This window comes from Acinetobacter sp. YH12108 (assembly GCF_013419055.1).
In the GTDB taxonomy this organism is placed as follows: Bacteria; Pseudomonadota; Gammaproteobacteria; order Pseudomonadales; family Moraxellaceae; genus Acinetobacter.
Genome location: NZ_VPAW01000001.1, coordinates 1 through 19,682, shown reverse-complemented (window position 1 = coordinate 19,682; position 19,682 = coordinate 1). Strand labels below are relative to the sequence as shown.

Sequence of the window (19,682 nt, the reverse complement as noted above, 5' to 3'; positions counted from 1 at the left end):
ATCTTACTTAGACCAGCAGCTATCCAACACATCCGGCTCAACAGTATGTAGGTTCTGAATATTGAAGTCAGGAACATTTCATACCAATTTGATTCTAGTGGAATTTTATTCAGAGAAGTTTAGCTGAGTTGTAAATACATGCATTTTCCACTAAGAAACCGGTGAAACTGGTACAAGGACCTCCTATTACCGATATTTTTACCCCTTTTGATATGGCTTTATCCTGTTTAAAAGGGCAATTACGTAATGATGTCAGCTTCTCTGTGGGTGCGATTCTGGATCAAACCGGTAAAGATGTGGTGACCAATGGAGGTAGTGGGAAAATGGTCACTCAAGGCGCTGGAGATATGGTGCAGTCTGCTTTATTTCAGGCGGGAGTCAACTTAATGAACCGACGTGATCCCCGAATTATTGAAAGTGAAGCCAAGTGGGGGATTCGGGATCCAAGACAGATTCAGGCCTCTGATTATTATGTGACTGGCAGTATTAACAGTCTGGATTTTATTCCGGGGGGTGGATTTGATATGCAGATTGCGGGTGTTGGCCCGAACTACAGTCAAACCCGTATTATGGTTGGTCTGGATTTATCTCTTACCGATACACGTACGAGTAAAGTCGTTGCGAATGTATCGCTGCAAAAGCAGATTGCTGCACAGGATTATGGTGTCAGTGCCGGGCGGTTTACTGGACGTACCTTGTTAAATGTTCAAATCGGTAAAGGAGAACGTGAGGCGACTAATTTTGCTTTACGGCAAATGTTGAATCTGGCCACTTTTGAATTACTCAGTCAGGTTGTCCCACCTCCAGTCTTTGCAGGTTGTCGTGCACAAATACCACCTGAATATGGTCAGCTCAATCTGACACGAAGTTCTGTGGCTTTGCATAAGTACAAAAAAAGTCAGGAGCAAAATAGTATAGCGTCCAGTACTGCTGTTCAGGAGTCAGCTGCAACAGAATCTTCTTCATCCAATGAAAAAAATAAATCGACCAATTCACCGAGTAAGGATACGAAGCCACCTAAAAACAAAGAATCCGAAGTGATTCAGAATCCTGAAGCAGATCCTGAAATGAGTAAACAAGATTTAATTAAATATATCAGTAAGAAAAAAGCTTCGTCTTCTTCAGGTGTAATAAAGAACAAAAAAGATTCGCAAGAAATGAATTCTAAAGAAAAAGAAGAGGAGAAAGTATCCATGTTGTGGGATGCCAATCCTGAAGTTATAGAAAATTACTGGTCAAGTTCTCAGCGTGATTAATTGACCAGTAAAAATGGGCTCGCTCCCATTATGAGAAAGAAATACTGAGCGAGAAGTATTTCAAAGCTAAAAAAGGAAAAACAACGATGAAAAACACGATCAAAACAATCGCTTTATCCGTCGCTTTCCTGTCTGGTGCAGGTATGGCATATGCTCAAGATGATGAAACACCAACTGAAGTAACCGTAGATACTGGTTTACAAGCGACCCTGGAGTCGATCTCTCAGCAGGTGGAAAATGGTTCTGCCTTGAATCTTGCAGTAAATACAGGTGATGTTGATGCCAGCGTCGATTTACAAGCATTAGGAGAGGTATCAAGAGAAGCACAGGATGCAATTAGTTCAATTGAAGGTACGATTGAAACTACAGCAATTGGCGCCGCGAATACAGGTAGTATTACACTAGAGCAAGGCAGCTTTAATAGCGTGATATCAGACGTATCAGATGAGACATATAACTATGACTTCAGTGAAGTTACCAGTGCAACTAATAACTCAGAAACTGTAGAAGAGCTCTCAGAGGTTGCTGATAGTTCAGACATCTCAGAAGTAGTGAGTACTACACTGGCGACCAACTACAGTGAGCAAATCAATGAAACTTTAAGTAATTATAGTGCAGCAAATATTGCTTACAATGCAGGTACCATTGATGCATCTGTAAGTGCAATTGCAGAAGGAACTCAAACTGCTGTTAACAACAGCATCACAACTACCGCCATTGGTGCTGTCAACAGCGGTAGTATTACTGTGACTGTCAAATAGTTTATTGTTGAAAATAAACCAAGGGCCTAACTATTGGCAGATAGTTAGGCCTCTTATCTTATAATAATATCAGCTTAAATTGTTGTTATTTGTCGGATAATAAATTCTTGAAGCTTTAGCTGTTTAAAAATTTCATAAGAAAAAGTCGGAGTACAATTATTTACGTGCAGTCGAAAATAGATAGTTTTATAGCTATGTTTTAGTTATTCCTAGCTAACAGAAATTAAAAAAATCCAATAAAAAAGAGTGCCGAAGCACCCTTTAAAATATTCATTTGTAAATTTAATCTCGAACAAATTCGACAGTACCATTTGCCAAAGATTTCACACGCGCTAATGATTCAACGCGGTAACCTTTTTCAAGTAACAAGTCACGGCCTGGCTGGAATGATTTTTCAATCACAATCCCGATCCCTACCACTTCAGCATTCGCCTGATGAATCAAGTCAGCAAGACCCAGTGCTGCCTGACCATTTGCCAGGAAGTCATCAATCACTAAAACCTTGTCAGATGAACTAATGTGTTTATTTGAAATGGCAATCGTGCTTTCAGTCTGTTTGGTAAATGAAAATACTTTAGAACGGTATAAATCATCTTTTAAAGTGAGAGACTGGTATTTGCGTGCAAAAATCACTGGAACACCAAGCTCTAAGCCTGCCATGACTGCAGGTGCAATACCGGACGCTTCAATGGTAATAATTTTGGTAATACCAGCATCTTTAAACAGACGCGCAAATTCCTGACCAATTTGCTGCATCATGATTGGATCAATTTGGTGATTTAAGAAAGAATCAACTTTCAAAACTTCTTCAGATAGAACGATACCTTCGGCTAAGATTTTCTGTTCTAGTGCGTGCACGGGAGAATCCTCAAGAGCAGGTGCTTTTTAAAGCAAAAGCGTATTGTAAAAAGCACCCAAAAAAAATCAAGCGAAATTCACCAAAAAACCTTAGTTCGTTTTACCGTTATAGCTGGTCAGCAATAAACCGTAAGAGGTTTTCTTGTCGACATGCGATACTTTGACTGGTAAGTAGTCCAGTTTCGGTGCTAACCAGAAAGTAGTTTCACGGCCTGGTTTGTTGTGTTTAATCACTACTTTAATGGTACTAAATGAACCATATTTGGTGCTCACCGTTTCTGTACCTTGTTTGACAAATTTACGGCCTTCCACCTCTTTGGCATCAGCAATGTAGTAATTCGATTTTAAACCACCATTTTTCAGGTCTTCACGAATCTGCAATTCAGCATTTAGCTCATCCAGTACATCTGCTCTCCAGGCAAAAGAACGTTTTTCATCATCTTTCTTGGTGCTGATTGTTTTGCTAGATGGATTGAAGTTGATACTCATGGTGTTGCTATGCACCAAAATCTTACTGGTACGGCTGAAACTGCTTGAACCAATCTTGCCATTATTAAAAGTAAAACGGCTGGTTTCAGTCGCTGAAGCAACGCCACCCGCTTTGGCTGCAAAAACATAGGTCCAGTTATTACCAGATTTGCTCAAGGTACGGGTAGCAGAACCCATATTTTTTCCATTGTAGCTAAACTGATAATTGGCTTGGAAAGGCGCCATGGCGAAGGTCTGGGTGGATAAACCAGTAAGTACCATTGCGGTAGTCAAGCCTACAGTCACCCCTAAAGTTTTGAATACAGTTTTCGCCATAAAGAATTGTCCTGTGTAATTTCAGATAAAATTGATCACTTTCCACTTTTTATTATTTGGTCAAAATGTGGAAAATGAAGGGAGATTTTCAATAAAAATGTATATTTCATGTAGTTACTGGTGTGTTTGTTTAGGTATTGAATTACACACAGTTTAAGTCGGTTCTTTCTGTTTGATCGGTGTGACTTTATTGTCATCCATGTCGTCTTCGTCCCATTTCTCTTCTTTTTCCTGAGAAAGCTTTCTGAACAGGGCTGCAAGATTCACATTACCAATTACGACGAGCTCAGCTTCACGAAGTACTGCATGGTTCACATGAACCTTACCAAGCGTCTCAATCACCGAGCGGTTTTTACCTAACCAGCGGTTTAAATCCAGATGCAATAAATCATCTTTTACTTTAATGACGCCCAGTTTTTCCAGAATCATGCCAAGAGGGTCCTTATTCAGCACGCGCTGATAGAAAAACAGGGCGAATCGTACCCCCAGTTTATAAAAGACATTTGGGTATTTGGCTTCAATCAACTGGGTATCACTGATCTGTTCAAATACAATGAGCTGCGTATTCTTATTCAGCTCCATTTGCACCAGTTTTAAATCAACCGATAAGGTCACGTTCAGACCTTTATAGTCCAGCGTGGCATAGAGTCGTAACCAGTCATCATGCAGATCGGCATGCAGATCTTTCAGCATGGAAACATTGTCAGTGACAAAACGTTGAAATGTCGCATTCAGGAAAACTTGAGACAAAGGAAATTCGCGTTCATCCTCAATAAATCCTTCCGCCTTTTGATACGCCTGGCGAATTTTATTAGAAATATTGGAAATTAGCGTTTGCATCTTTAAGCATCCTGGCAACTATATGTTTTAATTCGAAGTGTATCTTGTCGAATTGTATAAAAAATACAAGAGTTTCAGCTTGCAGTTTAGCAAAATAAATAGCACCATTTTTAGGGTTTTAGTTATGTAACGTTGAAGATTTGATGGGTTTGGCATTTTTAAAAGAAAAATGCAAAGCCGTTTATTTTTTAATTTTTAAAAATGCTGTTTGGGGGATGAACTCAAGTCTGGGTTCGTAGCGATGAGATCAACCATGATATTAATGCCTCTGGTCAAAGCCTGGTGGAAAGATCCAATTTTTAATAGCGCCGTATTTGCAGCTGTTATTTTGCACGTGATTTTTCTCACGCTGGAATTTGGTATGCCACAAGATCAGGAGAGCATGACTAAAGAGATTGCGGTCAGTATTCGTCAAACTGATGAAAAAATTGAGCATGCAGATTTTCTGGCTCAAACTGATCAGCAAGGTTCAGGCAAATTTCGTGAAGCACATCGTATGTCGAGCGATATGCCTGCACCGTTGATGGAGCAAAAGACCGGAGAAGAGCAGCAAGAAAGTCCGGACATGTTGCAACAGCAGCGTGAATTAAGCTTTGAAGAAAAAGTGCTGATGACGACTTTAAGCTGGCAAAAACAGGCGGAAGAAAATCAGCGCAAAAAACTGCAGGAACAGTTACAAAGTCAGTTCCAGGCCAAAGCCGCTATGGTAGCCAGTCTTGAAGCCCAATATCTGCAACGACAACAAAACTTCAGTCGTCAGCAAAAAATTAAAACCGTAGATGGTATCCAGTCTAAACAGGATGTCTCTGCGGCTTATCTGGAAAAATTCCGTCAAAAAGTAGAGTTCTATGGTAACCGCTATTATCCAGACGCGGCCAAACAGCAGAATCTGGCAGGAGAGGTGCGCTTGATGGTGATCTTGAACCAGAACGGCGGAATTCGTGCAATTCGTTTAATTGACAGTTCAGGGCATAGCTTGCTAGATGAAGCTGCAAAATCTTCAGTACGCAAGGCAGCACCATTCGGAGCATTTGATGCCAAGATGTCGGATATTTCCGAGCTGAGAATTATTCGAACCTGGCGTTTTGATCCGGCTGAAGCGGAGTTTGAGGTGCGTTAATCTGGGCGCTTCGCCTGTATATAACTACCTTGCTGAGTTCCATCGTCCCAGACCACATTTAAATGGTTTTCATCTATGGCTAGATATTTGGGAAATATCATCAAGTCCTGGTACTTTGGATCTGCTTTTAAGCCAATACACTCTTTATTTTGCCACCATGTTCCTTCGGCAAATTGATCCAGAGCACCATAGGCCAGATACCATTTAAAGGTACCATCTGCTTGTAACAGCAACTCCGAACCTAATTCCATAACTCCGTTTAAATAATAATGGCCTGCCCATGAGCTTTGGTTCTGTTGAAATTTAATTTTTGGGCACATGGGAATTGAGTGGGCATAAAGTGATGAACACAGCCAGGGAGAGAAAATAAGTAATGCAGTCGAGAACAATCTTTTCATTACGTTCTCCTAAAATTTTTGAAGCACAGTTCTTTGTTAAAGTTCATTATGTGCTTATGTATTTCTGGAAGAAATCATGAATGCGTAAGCAGATATTTTTTTAAAACTCTGTATCTAAGAACAGATCAAGAAAAAAATAAATAAGGATCGATGAGTATTTAATTTAACTGTGCATCATAGCGCCGTAAAACTTCACAGACTTCCACGCTGAAATATGTATACCAGCTATATTTTCCTAGCTCTTGAGCGGCCTGATGTTCAGCATCTTCATGCCAGGCGCGAATATCATGAAGACTGTTCCAGTAAGAAAGCGCAATTTCCTGAGTACCTTCGGTTAAGGCTTCAAAATACTGGCACTGAAATTGTGAAAGGGCTCTTTCTCTCATTCGCTGGGCTGTTTCAAAATAACACTGATCTAATTCTTTAATTTGCGCTTTGAAAATCACGACATATTTCATGAAGGTTTTTATTTTATTTCTTAAATTGAGCTTATTATGAAGTGAATAAAATGAAAAAAGCGAGCCTTGGCCCGCTTTTTAATTGTTGAATTTTAATCTCTTTCCAGATACGGATTAGCAATACCCAGTTTGTCCAGAATCTCGATCTCAATGCCTTCCATTTCTTCAGCATCTTCCTCTGAAGTTTCATGGTCATAACCCATCAGATGCAAAGTGCCATGTACCAGCATATGGGTGAAATGGAGCAGTGGAGCTTTGTCCTGTTCAGCGGCTTCACGCAATACGACTGGAATACAAATCACCAGATCACCGATCGGGAAAGCATCCAGCACCTGTGCCATTTCATCTGGAAGCTCACTTGGAAAAGACAGGACATTGGTCGATTTATCCTTGCCGCGATATTCCAGATTGAGTTTATGACTTTCGTCATTATCGACACAGGCAATGCCAATTTCACAATCACTTTGGGTACCGATATGGCGCAAAGTGGTTTCTACAACTTTTTTAATATAGGCACGTTTCAGCACCAGTTCTGGTGACTGAAAGTCCTGTTGCAGGGAGAGACTAAGTTTCAACGTGAATCCTTAAAAATTAAATAACAATGCAGCTTTAATGCTGTGCATCAGCCGCAGCATCATTTTCAGCTATCAAGGCTTCCTGACGGGCTTTACGCTCAGCACGAGCCTCAGCGCTTAAACGCTGCTGTTCACTGTCCCAGCCTTCGTAGGCTTCAACAATTTTCTGAACCAGCTGGTGACGCACGACGTCACGAGAATGGAAACGGGTAATATGAATTTCAGGGATTTTATCAATCACACGTAAGGCATGTGCCAGACCAGACTGCTGACCTCGTGGTAAATCCACCTGAGTCACGTCACCAGTAATCACTGCACGTGAACCGAAACCTAAACGGGTCAGGAACATCTTCATCTGTTCAGGTGTAGTGTTCTGGGCTTCATCCAGAATTACAAAAGAATGATTCAGAGTACGACCACGCATATAGGCGAGCGGTGCAACTTCAATAATCTGACGTTCAATCAGCTTGGCCACTTTTTCGAAACCAAGCATCTCATACAGGGCATCATAAAGGGGACGCAAATACGGATCGATCTTCTGGGTTAAATCCCCTGGCAGGAAACCAAGTTTTTCACCCGCTTCGACCGCAGGACGAACCAGTAAGATACGCTGGATTTCATTACGCTCCAGCATATCTACAGCGGCTGCAACGGCGAGATAGGTTTTACCGGTACCCGCAGGGCCAATACCAAAAGAAATATCACTTTGCAGAATACGCTGTACATAACGTTTCTGGTTGGCACCGCGCGGATTGATCCGGCCTTTGCGCGTTTGCAGCCAGACATTGTCCAAACCAGTATGTTCCTGTTCTTCCAGGTTCTCCTGGAGTTCACGATCGGTCTGGCTACCTTGGATCATCATATGCAAAGTATCTGCACTGATCTGCTGGCTGTGTTCAGATTCTTCATGAAGACGTTGTAAGAGCATTTCGGCTCTCTCAACGGCATCGATTCCACCATCGATAAAGAAACTTTCACCTCGGTGGGAAATTTTGACGTCTAAACGTTGTTCAATTTGTTTCAAATGACCGTTATAGGCACCTAAGACGGCCTGTAAACGGTCCATCGAAATTCCAGGAAAAGCTACTGTACGTCGAATCGTTGCAGTCAAGAGTGTTCCTTTTAGAAGTGTACGTTATATGCTCTACATTACGCCACGTCAGGCTCAAGATTCAAGAGCTCACCGTAAACTAAATTTAAAGTTTTAATTTCGGTAATTTCGATCTCTGCAAAACGTCCTACCCACGATGCATCGCCAATAAAGGTGACATAACGGGTGTTGTCTGCTGTACCGACCAGAACGTTCGGATCTTTATCAGAAACTTTCTCAACCAGTACGCGCTGGACTGTACCGAGCATGGCATCTGTTTTACGAATACTGGACTGTTTAATCCAGTCCTGAACTTTGGCCAAGCGTTCTTTTTTCACCTGTTCAGGTGTCGTATCTTCCAGCTCTGCGGCAGGGGTGCCCGGACGTTTGGAATAAACAAAACTATAAGAATGGTCGAAATCCAGATCCTGAATAAACTGATAGGTTTCTTCGAAGTTCTCATCGGTTTCGCCCGGGAAGCCGATAATAAAGTCTGAAGATAAATGCATGTCTGGACGAACTTTACGTAACTTTTCGATTTTCTCGATATACACATCAATGGTGTGGTTACGTTTCATCGCCTGCAATACATCATTGGAACCGCTTTGTACCGGTAAATGCAGATGTGACACCATCTGTGGCAGGTCACGGTAGCACTGGATCAAATCATCATTGAATTCCAGTGGATGCGAAGTGGTATAACGAATACGGCCAATACCTGGAATTTCTGCAACCAAACGTAACAGATCGGCAAAAGTACAGATTTTTCCGTCAAAGGTCTCACCGCGATAACCATTCACGTTCTGACCGAGCAGGGAAATTTCACGCACACCTTTTTCTGCTAAGCCAGCAATTTCAGCCAGAACGTCATCCAGCGGGCGAGATACTTCTTCGCCACGTGTATATGGAACTACACAGAATGAACAGTATTTTGAGCAGCCTTCCATGATCGAAACAAAGGCCTTATAACCTTCAACACGCGGTTCAGGCAGGAAGTCAAATTTTTCGATGTCCGGGAACGAAATATCGACCAGTTTAATTTTTTCTTTTTTCGGTTTTTCGACCTGCTCAAAATGCTGGTCCAGCATTTGCGGTAAACGGTGCAAGGTTTGCGGACCAAAAATCATGTCCACATAATTGGCACGTTTCTGGATATTGTCACCTTCCTGAGAGGCCACACATCCGCCGACACCAATAATCAGGTCAGGATTTTTTTCTTTCAGCTTGCGCCAGCGGCCCAATTCTGAGAATACTTTTTCTTGTGCCTTTTCACGGATCGAGCAGGTATTCATCAGCAGAATATCCGCTTCTTTAGGATCGGTGGTTAGCACATAGCCATGGGAATCGCCCAGCAGATCTGCCATACGGTGACTGTCATACTCATTCATCTGACACCCTTGCGTTTCGATATACAGTTTTTTAACTGAACCATCGATGGCTGGGGTGTGCGCTGGCTGGGTGACAGTGTTTTCTGAGGCAGCTGGGGCACCATTCGGAATGAAGGTTTGAACCGTCATGTAGGCTCCTACAAGGTAATACGTCGAAAGAGTGAACGAATAACCTGTTTGCATAGGCAAACGGGTAAATAAAAATTCAATTCACGTTCTGAAATCTTTAAAAGGCGCATATTTTAGCAGGAAAGTCGCTTAAACTTATAGCCTAAAATGCGGCTGGGAAAATATTGATTTATGGACAAAAAGTGTCTGAAAATTAATATTGTCTAATCATAAGGTTACATAAGTGAACAATACAGTGGGTTATAATTTTCCGGCTAACTCTTATGATAGGCAACAGGGGCTGGGCGAAAACTCGATGATAGAAGGCAAATTGATGTTTAAACACACTAAAAATATGAAGAAATATTATAAATTACTAAGCTTGAGTGTGGCGTGTCTCTGTTCAATGAGTGCGCAAGCAGCAGAAGAACAATTTAATGATGCCTTACGCGCGGCAAATGCTGGAAATGTCGGACAATTACAACAATATCAGTCTGCCATGCAAAATGATGCCTTGGGCTATTATCCTGAATACTGGATTCTGAACCAGAATCTTGGCTCACAACCTGCCAGTCAAATTATCAGTTTCGCCCAACGTTATCCTCAGTCGGCTATGGCAGAAAAACTCGCAGCCGATTATGTCGAAGAAAAAGTCAAAATGGCTGACTTTGCCACTGCACAACCTGTACTGCAATATGTTACCAATGCCGATCCGGCTGAAGCCTGTGCAGTTGCGCAAGTCCGTGCCAAAAGTGGCGATCAGCTGGTTTATGCTGAGTTTAAGGATGTTTGGCTAACCACCAATTCTCAACCTGAGTCTTGTACAGGCTTGGGACGCATGATGTTATCCAGTCCGCTTATGACCAATGAAGACCGCCAGCAGCGTTTGTGGGTGCAATTACGTGCTGGTCAGTCTGGACAGGCTATTGCCACTGCACAAGGTTTAGGGCTTAACCTGTCTCTGGCTCAGCTCAATACGATTCAGGCCAATCCAACCAATTATTTATGGTCAGCCCCTAAAAGTACTGCCGCTGATCATGCCTATCTGATTTATGCGTTGGGGCGTCTGGCAGACAGTGATCTCGATTCAGCAATGTCCATTGTAAAACGTACTGCTGAAGGCACACCGGTACAAGTACAAAAAACACTATTCAGAACTGTGGGTTATATCGGCGGCACTACGGTAATGAAAAATAACTTCAACCGTGAAGTGCTGAACTATCTGGATGCCAGTTATGGTTTGCCATTTAGTCCGGAAGAAGCCGAAATTTATGCCCGTCAGGCGATTCGTTTTAGTGCCTGGGAAAGTCTGATTCGTGCCATTGATGCCATGAGCGTGAACCAGAAACAGGAAGACCGCTGGCAATACTGGCTGGCACGTGCCAGTGAACAGCGCACAGATCGCGCTTCAAAACAGGCAGCAGAAAGTATCTATAAAAAACTGGCAGTCGGTGAGGATTATCATAACCTGCTAGCGCGAGATAGATTAGGCCAGTTAACGGCTTCTACACCGAACTCGGCACAGCCATCCAGCCAGGCCATGCAACGCCTGAACCAAGATATTCATTTCCGCCGTGCCTTTGCCTTACGTAATATTAATGCGCCAGAAAATTATATTAACCGTGAATGGAATTGGGCAGTTCGTCAGGCTTATTTAAGAAAAGATGACGATTTACTGTTGGCAGCAGCCAAACGTGCGATGGATATGGGCTGGTATGACCGTGCCATTTATGCAGCAGATCGTACTGCGGACAAGCATAATTACAACTATCGTTATCCGATGCCACATCAGAATTATGTGGTGAGTCATAGCCGTAATGCTGGCATTGATGCCGCTTGGGCTTATGGTTTGATGCGTCAGGAAAGCCGTTTCAATACTGGCGCACGCTCTCATGTAGGCGCTGGTGGTTTGATGCAAATCATGCCGGACACCGCCAAACTGGTTGCTCGTCAAATGGGTGAGACTTATAACCCCGCAGCCTTAACCGATATGAACACCAATATCCGTTACGGAACTTACTATTTATCAACAATTCAGCGTCAATTGAGCAATAGTCCAGTACTGGCTACAGCAGGTTATAATGCCGGCCCGAACCGTGCCCGCCGTTGGCAACCCGAATTCCAAAGTATTGCTGCGGATCAATATACCGAAACCATTCCTTTACTGGAAACGCGAGATTATGTGAAACATGTCATGACGAACGCGACATATTACGGTATTTTATTGGGACAGGGCGCACAATCGGTCGGTAAGCGTATGCAAGCCATTCCGTTACGTAATACACCATAGCATTCAAAAAATCTAAGGGAAGGATAGTTTGTTGATCAAGGGAATAAGGGGTGCTCAAATTTCTGCTGGATGGGCTGCACTTTTATTTTTAGCAGCAAGTCCAGCTGCCTTTGCATTGCCAACGGGTTATGTCATGGACATCCAGATGGTACCGGCACTTTGCAGTCTGGATCCGGCCTACAGTAAAAAAAGAAAATGTCTTGAAGGTTATTCCCTAAATATTTCTGGTCTCTATCCTCAAACCACATCAACACATTGCACTACTACCAGTTCTGCGAAGTTACCGCCTTTGCAGGCTAAAGTGGTGGCCCGTATCATGCCGGATGAAAATACCCGCGCATTGCTCTGGCATAATATTGGTGGTTGTATTCCGATGAATGCCACGCAGTATTTTCGTACCGTGATCAATCATGCTGATCGTCTGAAAGTTCCTGAAGAACTCACCGAGCAGGAAAGTCATACCGTTTCCATTGATATGCTGCGTTCCAAATTTCTGAAAATCAATCCGCAACTGCCTTCAACAGCATTGCGCTTTAACTGCCATCAGACCCGCGCATCCAGCCTGCTGACCTCCATCCAAGTCTGCTATAACGCCAATGGGGGTTATAAAGGCTGTCCTGCAAACATTATTAATACATGCCCAAAAACTGTCACAATAAAAGGGACATACTAAGTTTTTTAGTCAAATTAATTTATATTTCCTATCATACTTTTGTTGAAATCCATTCTCTTTTACATGCATCTCGAAGAGGATTGGAGTACAATCTTTGCCGTTTATGATTATTAAGATTAGATAGAACAGCTATTTAATCATTATGACGATCCTCTCAATTGGAGATAATTACATGAAGCAACCTGTTCGCGTTGCCGTTACTGGCGCTGCTGGTCAAATTGGTTACAGCCTATTATTCCGTATCGCAAGCGGTGAAATGCTTGGTAAAGACCAACCAGTTATTCTTCAATTATTAGAAATTCCTGTTGAGAAAGCTCAGCAAGCGCTTAAAGGCGTAATGATGGAACTAGACGACTGTGCTTTCCCATTATTGGCGGGCATGATCGGTACTGATGATCCTAAAGTAGCTTTCAAAGATGCAGACTATGCTCTATTAGTTGGTTCACGTCCACGTGGTCCTGGTATGGAACGTGCTGACCTGCTTAAAGTAAACGGCGAAATCTTCATTGGTCAAGGCCAAGCACTGAACGAAGTTGCTAGCCGTGACGTTAAAGTTCTTGTTGTAGGTAACCCTGCGAACACTAACGCTTACATCGCAATGAAATCTGCTCCAGATCTTCCAGCGAAAAACTTCACAGCAATGTTGCGTCTTGACCACAACCGTGCGTTAACTCAACTTGCTCAAAAAGCGGGTGTTGCAGTTTCTGACATCGAAAACATGACTGTTTGGGGTAACCACTCTCCAACAATGTATGCTGACTACCGTTTTGCGAACGTAAACGGCGAAAGCTTGAAAGACAAAATCAACGATGCAGCTTGGAACAAAGACGTATTCCTTCCAACTGTTGGTAAACGTGGTGCTGCGATCATCGAAGCACGTGGTTTGTCTTCTGCTGCTTCTGCTGCAAACGCTGCAATCGACCATATGCGCGATTGGGCTCTTGGCACAAACGGAAAATGGGTAACTATGGGTATTCCTTCTGACGGTTCTTATGGTATTCCTGAAGGCGTAATGTTCGGTTTCCCTGTAACTACTGAAAACGGTGAATACAAAATCGTTCAAGGTCTTGAAATCGACGAATTCAGCCGTGAACGTATCAACGTTACACTGAACGAGCTTGAAGAAGAGCGCGCTGCAGTTGCTGACATGATCAAATAATTTAATCTTTTTAAGATTAAGTTAAAAAAGCACTCCATTGGGGGTGCTTTTTTATTGCTATTTCTAAAAAATTTAAAGAACAAAAAATAACATCTTGTGAAGGAGGGACAACTGAACTTTGCGAGTGGCTCATCTAGTTTAATAAGAAGAATCATCAACAAAAGAGGAGGTACTGAGATGTTAGAGCAGCGACCTACCATGGAACTTTTTTTTGAGCAACTCGGCTTGGATTCAAGCCCGGAAGCAATCGATGAATTTATCAAAACCCATCAGATTGGGATGGACGTCCCCTTACATAAAGCTCCTTTCTGGACCAAAAACCAACATGATTTTCTGATTGGTCACTGGAAAGAAGATGATGACTGGGCAATTTTTGTAGATGTACTCAATGAGCAATTGCATATTGAGGCGGAAGGAAGTGGTTCTTGTGATCTACCTTCTTCTAAGCGTCAATAATATTTTCAAATCAATGAACTGATTATTTTTATGATGGAGTGAGCGAATGGTATTAGAACAGCAAGTGACTTTAGAATTATTATTTGAGCAATTAGGCTTGCCTGCTGATGAAGCATCAATTGATGAATTTACCAAAAATCATCAGCTACCATCAGACGTGATTTTGCCGGATGCAGATTTCTGGAATGAGGGGCAAAGCGCTTTTCTTCGCGAACACTGGCATCAGGATGATGAATGGATCGTAATCATTGATAAACTGAACCAGCTTTTACATGTCGAAAGTGATAAAGAAGGCCCTGAAAGCAATTAAAGTTTCTTTATACAAAAAGACACAACAAAACCTAGTCCTTTGACTAGGTTTTTTTTGTCTTATCTTATAAGTTAGTCCTATAAATAACTACAATATATCTGATATAAGGAGGGCATATGCTCGGGAAGAACCAACCATCCTTAGAACTGTTATTTTCTCAACTCGGCCTGGCTAACAGCCCGGCGGCAATTGAGCTTTATATACGTACTCATCAGCTACCTGCCCATATGTCACTGCATGAAGCACCGTTCTGGAATAAAGCGCAGCGTTCGCTGTTGATTAGTCATCTGGTACAGGATGATGACTGGGCAATCTGGATTGATGAACTGAATCAGCAATTGCATCTGGATGCAGATCGACGCCGTTTGGCTTGAGTCAATTAAATTAATTCATAAAAAATGCCTCATCAATGTGAGGCATTTTTATAGGAACAGATTTCGTTGTTTTAATGCATACGGCTACGCAGAATCTGGATAAACCATTCCAGTTGACGATATTCATCAAATGCCGGATGCTGGCCTACCAGTTCATGGTCAAAATGGGCCGTTTTACTGTATTTATTTAGCCAGTGACGAGTCATGGCAGGCTCTTTCTTACTGGCAGATGCATAAGCCAGGAAGAAATAAATATCCGCATGCTCATAATTGGTCATTGGTTTTAGAATCTGCTGGGTAATAAGCGCATAATGATCTTCTTTGGTCAGCTCAAAGTAGATCATATAGGCTTTGGCCAGGTGTAAAGACAGATTGATATACAAATCCAGTGGCATTTCTTCAAATTCAATCCGGCTCTGCTCCAGCAGAACAATCGCTTCTTGCAGGAAATGCACCTGCTCTTGACGTAACTGGCTAATAGTCACCAATTGCAGACGAAGATCCGCCCGTTCAAGCGCCAGCTCAGGCGTATTGCCATTTAAAAACAGCTGATCTGTTTCACCAATGCGTGCAATGATCTCTTTGGGGGTTGGTCGCATGAACGCAGTCCTTATATCTCAATGATTGCTATATGAGGCTGAAAATTGAAATTTAAAGCGTGGAAAAAGGATTAGAGCAAACAGGTATCACTTCTTAACCAGGCGGTGATTGATAAACGTTGATGTTTGGCTTTTAAAACTTCATGCATTAAATCACTTTGGAAGAAGGCAATACGGTTTGGTTTAGGCTGGATAATATGCCATTGATCATTTTTATCCTGCAGATGTAGTTCGCCGCCCCAGTTATCTTGCCAATCATCATGCAGATAATAAACCGCAGAAATCATCCGGCCATTTTTGCCTTGAGGATTATCGCGATGCAGGGCATAGAACTCACCCGCGTTATAGCAGGCAAAATGGGCTTCCACATCTTTAATGCCGAGGAAGAAAGCGCGGTTCAGCTCATGACCTAAAGCCTGTAAGGTTTGCACATGCTGGTTAGAAATTTCCAGATCTTCATTGAGCCAGAGAATGTGATCACTGCGGATATTGCTGACTACGCCATTCTGAATGGCTGCATCACGAAAGCGTTCCAGATTACTGGTACATTCAGCAATCAGCTGTTCAACATAGGATGGGGCATAAGCATTGTCGATCATGCTAAAACCATGCTGATCTAGATCATCAATAATCTGATCAACTGGCCAGGTTGCCGGGAGTTGAACTGCTTCCATAGAAACTCACCTAGAAGGGTAAATTGGGGTCGCGCTATTCTATGTAAGAATCGGGTCTGAACGAAACTATTTTTCATGTTAAAATAGCGGTTGAAATTAGGAATTAATGAAACATGAATTACCGTCACCATTACCATGCTGGCAACTTTGCCGATGTCATGAAGCATGTATTGTTGCTTCAATTATTGACTCGACTCAATGCAAAAGATAAACCATATCGCTATGTAGATACACATGGTGGTGCAGGTAAATATGATTTATCCACCTCTGAAGCGCAAAAGTCAGGGGAATTCCTGAACGGTATTCATCGTCTGATCAAGCTGGATGATTCGGTCAAGCGTAATGCGCCAGAAGGCGTACAACAATATTTAAAAATTGTTGAGAAAATGCGTGAAAACTTTGGTAAAGGTGCATATCCGGGTTCACCTTGGTTTGCACTGGAAGGCATGCGTGAAATTGACAAGGCCACCATTTTTGAAATGCAGCGTGATGTGTTCCAGCAGTTACGTCATAACATTTTTGACAAACGCGCCGGTTTGCATGAGCGTGATGCGTATGAAGGCTTGCTCGCAGTCATTCCACCGAAAGAAAAACGTGGTCTGGTGATGATCGATCCGCCGTATGAGCTGGAGCGTAAAGACTTCCCACAGCTGGTTGAATTACTGGTTGCTGCTTATAAAAAATGGCCGACAGGCGTATTTGCAGTTTGGTACCCAATTAAAGACCGTGCCATGATTGAACGTTTCGAGAAGAAAATGTTCAAGACCGGGATTCGCCGTCAGTTGGTATGTGAAATCTGTGTATGGCCAGATGATACACCAGTGGGTTTAAATGGTTGTGGTTTACTGGTGATTAACCCACCTTGGAAGTTCTCTGAAGATGCAGACGAAGCGCTGCAATGGTTATTCCCGCATTTGCGTATGCAGGAAAATGGCGGTCATGCAGCAGTTCGTTGGTTAGTAGGCGAATAATATTTTAAAGATCGGGTCATAGTTAGGATCGACAAGAATGACAAGTACAAATAAGCCGGAACACGAATCTTCGAAAGATTTGCCATTTGATGGCATCACCTTCGAGGTGGAAGAGGTAGAGCATACCCAGGAAGGGCAAAGAGTTAAGCGTCGAGGTATCTATCTGTGGCCTAACCTGATTACAACCGCTGCGTTGTTATCAGGCTTTTACTCGATTATTGCCAGTATGAATGGCGAATTCCAGCAAGCCATTTATGCGATTTTCCTGGCGGCCTTATTCGATGGTCTGGATGGCCGTGTGGCGCGCGCTATTGGTGCACAAAGTCCGTTTGGTGAGCAGTTTGACTCACTGTCTGACATGTTAGCCTTCGGTGTTGCACCCGCGATTCTGATGTATAGCTGGGGTTTGAGCGACCTCGGTCGTATCGGTCTGGCGGCTTGTTTTGTCTATACGGCTTGTGCGGCTTTCCGTCTAGCCCGCTTTAATGTTCAGATTAGCGTAGTGGATAAACGCTATTTTATTGGCGTTGCAAGTCCATTAGCAGCCGTCATTATTATTTCACTGGTCTGGGTAGGATTGGACTTCCCGGCTGTGTTTGATATTCGTGATTTTACTGTACAAATCATTAATGCTGCGATTATTGTAATCGTTGGCTTATTGATGATTTCTAATATCAAATACTATTCATTTAAAACCGTAGAGCGTAGACGGGTACCGTTTTTCGTGTTGCCGATCGCGGTGTTTATCTTTGCAGCGATGACTTATAATATTCCGGTAGGGATTCTCGTGATCTCTGTCATCTATGCCTTGTCTGGTTTCCTTACAACATTCATGGCGAAAAGACAGAGTACCTTATAACAATATAAAAATAAGGAGTTTGAGATGCAGTTTCTTCAAGATTTTCTAGATCGTTCGAAACAGCTGAATCAGACTCCTGCTGTTTCCCAGCATAATCTTGCCTATCATGGGCCAAACCAGAAATATAAAATTATTCATCAGGGCCTGACACTTCCGGATCTGCCTGCACCCCTTCATTATCTTAATTTTCTGAGTATTATTGGTCAGCCTAATGCACCGATGTTGGCAAACCCGAGTGCTATTCAAACCAATGCACTGGATACAGCCACAGTAATCTGTAGTACCAGTCCGCATATGGCGGGACAATTAAATTGCTATTCAATCAAAAAGGATTGCAAGTTTCAGTATGGCCTGTTTCAGTTTCTAGATCGTGAAAAACTGACCGGCGACTTTCCACATTTTCGTTTACAACGTTTTGATTCTGAACTGGGCTTTGATCTCAGCATCCATACGACCAATCTGATTTCACACTTTACCCAAATGCGCTTTGCACTGGCTGATCATTGGTCTTTGCTTTGTTATTGTCAGGGCACCTTACATTATAAAGATCAGAAATACCTTATCGAGAGTTTAGGTAGTTTTGAATTTGCACGAAGCTTTAATTTTCCCTATTTGCCTTTAGCCTTTCTGACTTATCAGATTATTAACCTGAGTGAAGGACGGCAATTATTGTTGGCACAAATTCGAGATAGTCTGAACAGCATTGTGCAGTCACGAATTTATCTGCGTGACTTGAAAAATATGACCAGTCAAATGTTCGATCAAAAAGTCTATTTCAAGGTGCATCGGGTTTATCCGAGTGTGACTACCCCAAATGGGCAAAAGATGTATCTGCCGCGTGAGTTTGAATGGTGCTATGAAGATGGCAAAGGAACACAGATCTGGTTGCAGGGACAAAGCCGGGGAGATTTCAAATTTGGTCTGGCTGCGGGTTATGTTGGAAGCTTTAATTACGAAGTCAGAATTAATGGCAAGACTGAGTATGGAGAAGGGGGCTATTGTGAATATATAGATTGCCGCTCCTTGCACTTTCAGGAACACAATAAAAAAGAGAAATTATTAAGTACATTGGCCAATTCTGTACCTTTAATGCTCAAAAAATAGGGAAAATCGGCATTTTTGTAGAAATAATAATCAACTGAAGTATTTTCTTAAAAATAGGGGTTGCGCTTGTTTGGGATTGGTCTATAATGCACATCCATCGGCGGTGATGAAGATTAAAACTTCTGATAAAACAGTAACTTAGCATGAAATGGTTGAGTTAGGTTTTAGAAAGAAAGTTTAAAAATAATTTTCATTACTGGTTGACTTTCTAGAGATAGAGAGTAATATAGCCGACCTAGCTTGCTACTGACGAAGTAGCAAGAAGATCATTAAGAGATTATGAAGAACAACTTGTGTGGATTTTTACTGGTTGATTGATCGAAATTATTTTCATTGATTGATTGGTTTAAATTACTCGAAGTTTATTTGAGCAAATTTTTTGTCAGTAATTGATGAGCCAGAATTGGTACCTTGTCTTAACTAAGGTACAAAATGATTTTAACTGAAGAGTTTGATCATGGCTCAGATTGAACGCTGGCGGCAGGCTTAACACATGCAAGTCGAGCGGGGATAGGGTGCTTGCACCTGATTCCTAGCGGCGGACGGGTGAGTAATGC

General features: G+C 42.3%; 21 protein-coding genes, 1 rRNA gene and 1 pseudogene. 13 read left to right on the top strand and 10 right to left on the bottom strand.

Going from position 1 to position 19,682, the window contains the following annotated elements:
- Positions 1-146: 146 nt before the first annotated feature.
- Together FTU46_RS00115 and FTU46_RS00110 are read left to right on the top strand one after the other, a co-directional pair.
- Positions 147-1,256, top strand: a pseudogene (locus FTU46_RS00115) (CsgG/HfaB family protein); the annotation flags it as partial.
- Between the two features lie 86 nt (positions 1,257-1,342).
- Positions 1,343-2,017, top strand: coding sequence for a hypothetical protein (locus FTU46_RS00110; protein ID WP_004786838.1), 675 nt, complete (start codon positions 1,343-1,345; stop codon positions 2,015-2,017).
- A 282-nt stretch (positions 2,018-2,299) separates the two neighbouring features.
- Here FTU46_RS00110 and FTU46_RS00105 read toward each other — a convergent pair whose 3' ends face one another.
- From FTU46_RS00105 to FTU46_RS00095, 3 genes are all read right to left on the bottom strand, one after another.
- Positions 2,300-2,875, bottom strand: a complete 576-nt coding sequence (locus FTU46_RS00105; protein ID WP_004786836.1) for a xanthine phosphoribosyltransferase — start codon at positions 2,873-2,875, stop codon at positions 2,300-2,302.
- 90 nt (positions 2,876-2,965) lie between these two features.
- Entirely contained in the window at positions 2,966-3,625 is a 660-nt protein-coding gene (locus FTU46_RS00100; protein WP_373683638.1) for a DUF3108 domain-containing protein, read from the bottom strand.
- 207 nt (positions 3,626-3,832) lie between these two features.
- Positions 3,833-4,519, bottom strand: a complete 687-nt coding sequence (locus tag FTU46_RS00095; protein WP_004786832.1) for a hypothetical protein — start codon at positions 4,517-4,519, stop codon at positions 3,833-3,835.
- Positions 4,520-4,781: 262 nt separating this feature from the next.
- Between FTU46_RS00095 and FTU46_RS00090 the strand changes: the two genes are divergently transcribed.
- Positions 4,782-5,639, top strand: coding sequence for an energy transducer TonB (locus FTU46_RS00090; RefSeq protein ID WP_180004392.1), 858 nt, complete (start codon positions 4,782-4,784; stop codon positions 5,637-5,639).
- Here the strand turns inward: FTU46_RS00090 and FTU46_RS00085 are convergent.
- The 5 genes from FTU46_RS00085 to miaB all read right to left on the bottom strand — a co-directional run bounded on the left by FTU46_RS00085 (position 5,636) and on the right by miaB (position 9,677).
- Positions 5,636-6,037: a hypothetical protein gene (locus FTU46_RS00085; protein WP_104425710.1), complete on the bottom strand. Its 402-nt coding sequence runs from the start codon at positions 6,035-6,037 to the stop codon at positions 5,636-5,638. The two genes, FTU46_RS00090 and FTU46_RS00085, sit on opposite strands and share 4 nt — an antisense overlap.
- Before the next feature lie 158 nt (positions 6,038-6,195).
- On the bottom strand, positions 6,196-6,495 hold the full coding sequence (locus FTU46_RS00080; RefSeq protein ID WP_180104112.1) for an antibiotic biosynthesis monooxygenase: 300 nt from the start codon (positions 6,493-6,495) through the stop codon (positions 6,196-6,198).
- A gap of 92 nt (positions 6,496-6,587) precedes the next feature.
- Positions 6,588-7,070, bottom strand: a complete 483-nt coding sequence (gene ybeY / locus FTU46_RS00075; protein WP_166135600.1) for an rRNA maturation RNase YbeY — start codon at positions 7,068-7,070, stop codon at positions 6,588-6,590.
- A 34-nt stretch (positions 7,071-7,104) separates the two neighbouring features.
- A complete protein-coding gene (locus FTU46_RS00070) occupies positions 7,105-8,181 on the bottom strand; it encodes a PhoH family protein (protein ID WP_004786823.1) in 1,077 nt (358 codons plus the stop codon).
- Between the two features lie 38 nt (positions 8,182-8,219).
- Entirely contained in the window at positions 8,220-9,677 is a 1,458-nt protein-coding gene (gene miaB / locus FTU46_RS00065; protein ID WP_004786821.1) for a tRNA (N6-isopentenyl adenosine(37)-C2)-methylthiotransferase MiaB, read from the bottom strand.
- Between the two features lie 334 nt (positions 9,678-10,011).
- On the opposite strand from miaB, the gene FTU46_RS00060 reads away from it, so the two are divergent.
- The 6 genes from FTU46_RS00060 to FTU46_RS00035 all read left to right on the top strand — a co-directional run bounded on the left by FTU46_RS00060 (position 10,012) and on the right by FTU46_RS00035 (position 14,918).
- On the top strand, positions 10,012-11,946 hold the full coding sequence (locus tag FTU46_RS00060; protein ID WP_373686574.1) for a transglycosylase SLT domain-containing protein: 1,935 nt from the start codon (positions 10,012-10,014) through the stop codon (positions 11,944-11,946).
- Between the two features lie 34 nt (positions 11,947-11,980).
- Entirely contained in the window at positions 11,981-12,619 is a 639-nt protein-coding gene (locus FTU46_RS00055) for a ribonuclease I (RefSeq protein ID WP_179992790.1), read from the top strand.
- Positions 12,620-12,791: 172 nt separating this feature from the next.
- Complete coding sequence (locus tag FTU46_RS00050; RefSeq protein WP_004786815.1) at positions 12,792-13,778, top strand: malate dehydrogenase; 987 nt, start codon at positions 12,792-12,794, stop codon at positions 13,776-13,778.
- A 177-nt stretch (positions 13,779-13,955) separates the two neighbouring features.
- A complete protein-coding gene (locus tag FTU46_RS00045; protein ID WP_004786814.1) occupies positions 13,956-14,234 on the top strand; it encodes a DUF2789 family protein in 279 nt (92 codons plus the stop codon).
- 46 nt (positions 14,235-14,280) lie between these two features.
- Positions 14,281-14,544 carry a DUF2789 family protein gene (locus FTU46_RS00040; protein ID WP_005233812.1) on the top strand — a complete coding sequence of 88 codons (264 nt, stop codon included), beginning with the start codon at positions 14,281-14,283 and terminating at the stop codon, positions 14,542-14,544.
- Between the two features lie 116 nt (positions 14,545-14,660).
- On the top strand, positions 14,661-14,918 hold the full coding sequence (locus FTU46_RS00035; protein WP_104425715.1) for a DUF2789 family protein: 258 nt from the start codon (positions 14,661-14,663) through the stop codon (positions 14,916-14,918).
- A gap of 71 nt (positions 14,919-14,989) precedes the next feature.
- On the opposite strand, the gene FTU46_RS00030 is transcribed toward FTU46_RS00035, so the two are convergent.
- Positions 14,990-15,517, bottom strand: coding sequence for a hypothetical protein (locus tag FTU46_RS00030; protein WP_159122609.1), 528 nt, complete (start codon positions 15,515-15,517; stop codon positions 14,990-14,992).
- A 71-nt stretch (positions 15,518-15,588) separates the two neighbouring features.
- A complete protein-coding gene (locus tag FTU46_RS00025) occupies positions 15,589-16,191 on the bottom strand; it encodes a 2OG-Fe(II) oxygenase (RefSeq protein ID WP_159122608.1) in 603 nt (200 codons plus the stop codon).
- Between the two features lie 113 nt (positions 16,192-16,304).
- Between FTU46_RS00025 and FTU46_RS00020 the strand changes: the two genes are divergently transcribed.
- From FTU46_RS00020 to FTU46_RS00005, 4 genes are all read left to right on the top strand, one after another.
- Complete coding sequence (locus FTU46_RS00020; RefSeq protein ID WP_004786802.1) at positions 16,305-17,162, top strand: 23S rRNA (adenine(2030)-N(6))-methyltransferase RlmJ; 858 nt, start codon at positions 16,305-16,307, stop codon at positions 17,160-17,162.
- Positions 17,163-17,199: 37 nt separating this feature from the next.
- Positions 17,200-18,021: a CDP-diacylglycerol--serine O-phosphatidyltransferase gene (gene pssA, locus FTU46_RS00015; RefSeq protein WP_180104111.1), complete on the top strand. Its 822-nt coding sequence runs from the start codon at positions 17,200-17,202 to the stop codon at positions 18,019-18,021.
- Positions 18,022-18,045: 24 nt separating this feature from the next.
- Positions 18,046-19,125 carry a DUF6670 family protein gene (locus tag FTU46_RS00010; RefSeq protein ID WP_180104110.1) on the top strand — a complete coding sequence of 360 codons (1,080 nt, stop codon included), beginning with the start codon at positions 18,046-18,048 and terminating at the stop codon, positions 19,123-19,125.
- Positions 19,126-19,564: 439 nt separating this feature from the next.
- Positions 19,565-19,682 (top strand): 16S ribosomal RNA (locus FTU46_RS00005); the annotation flags it as partial.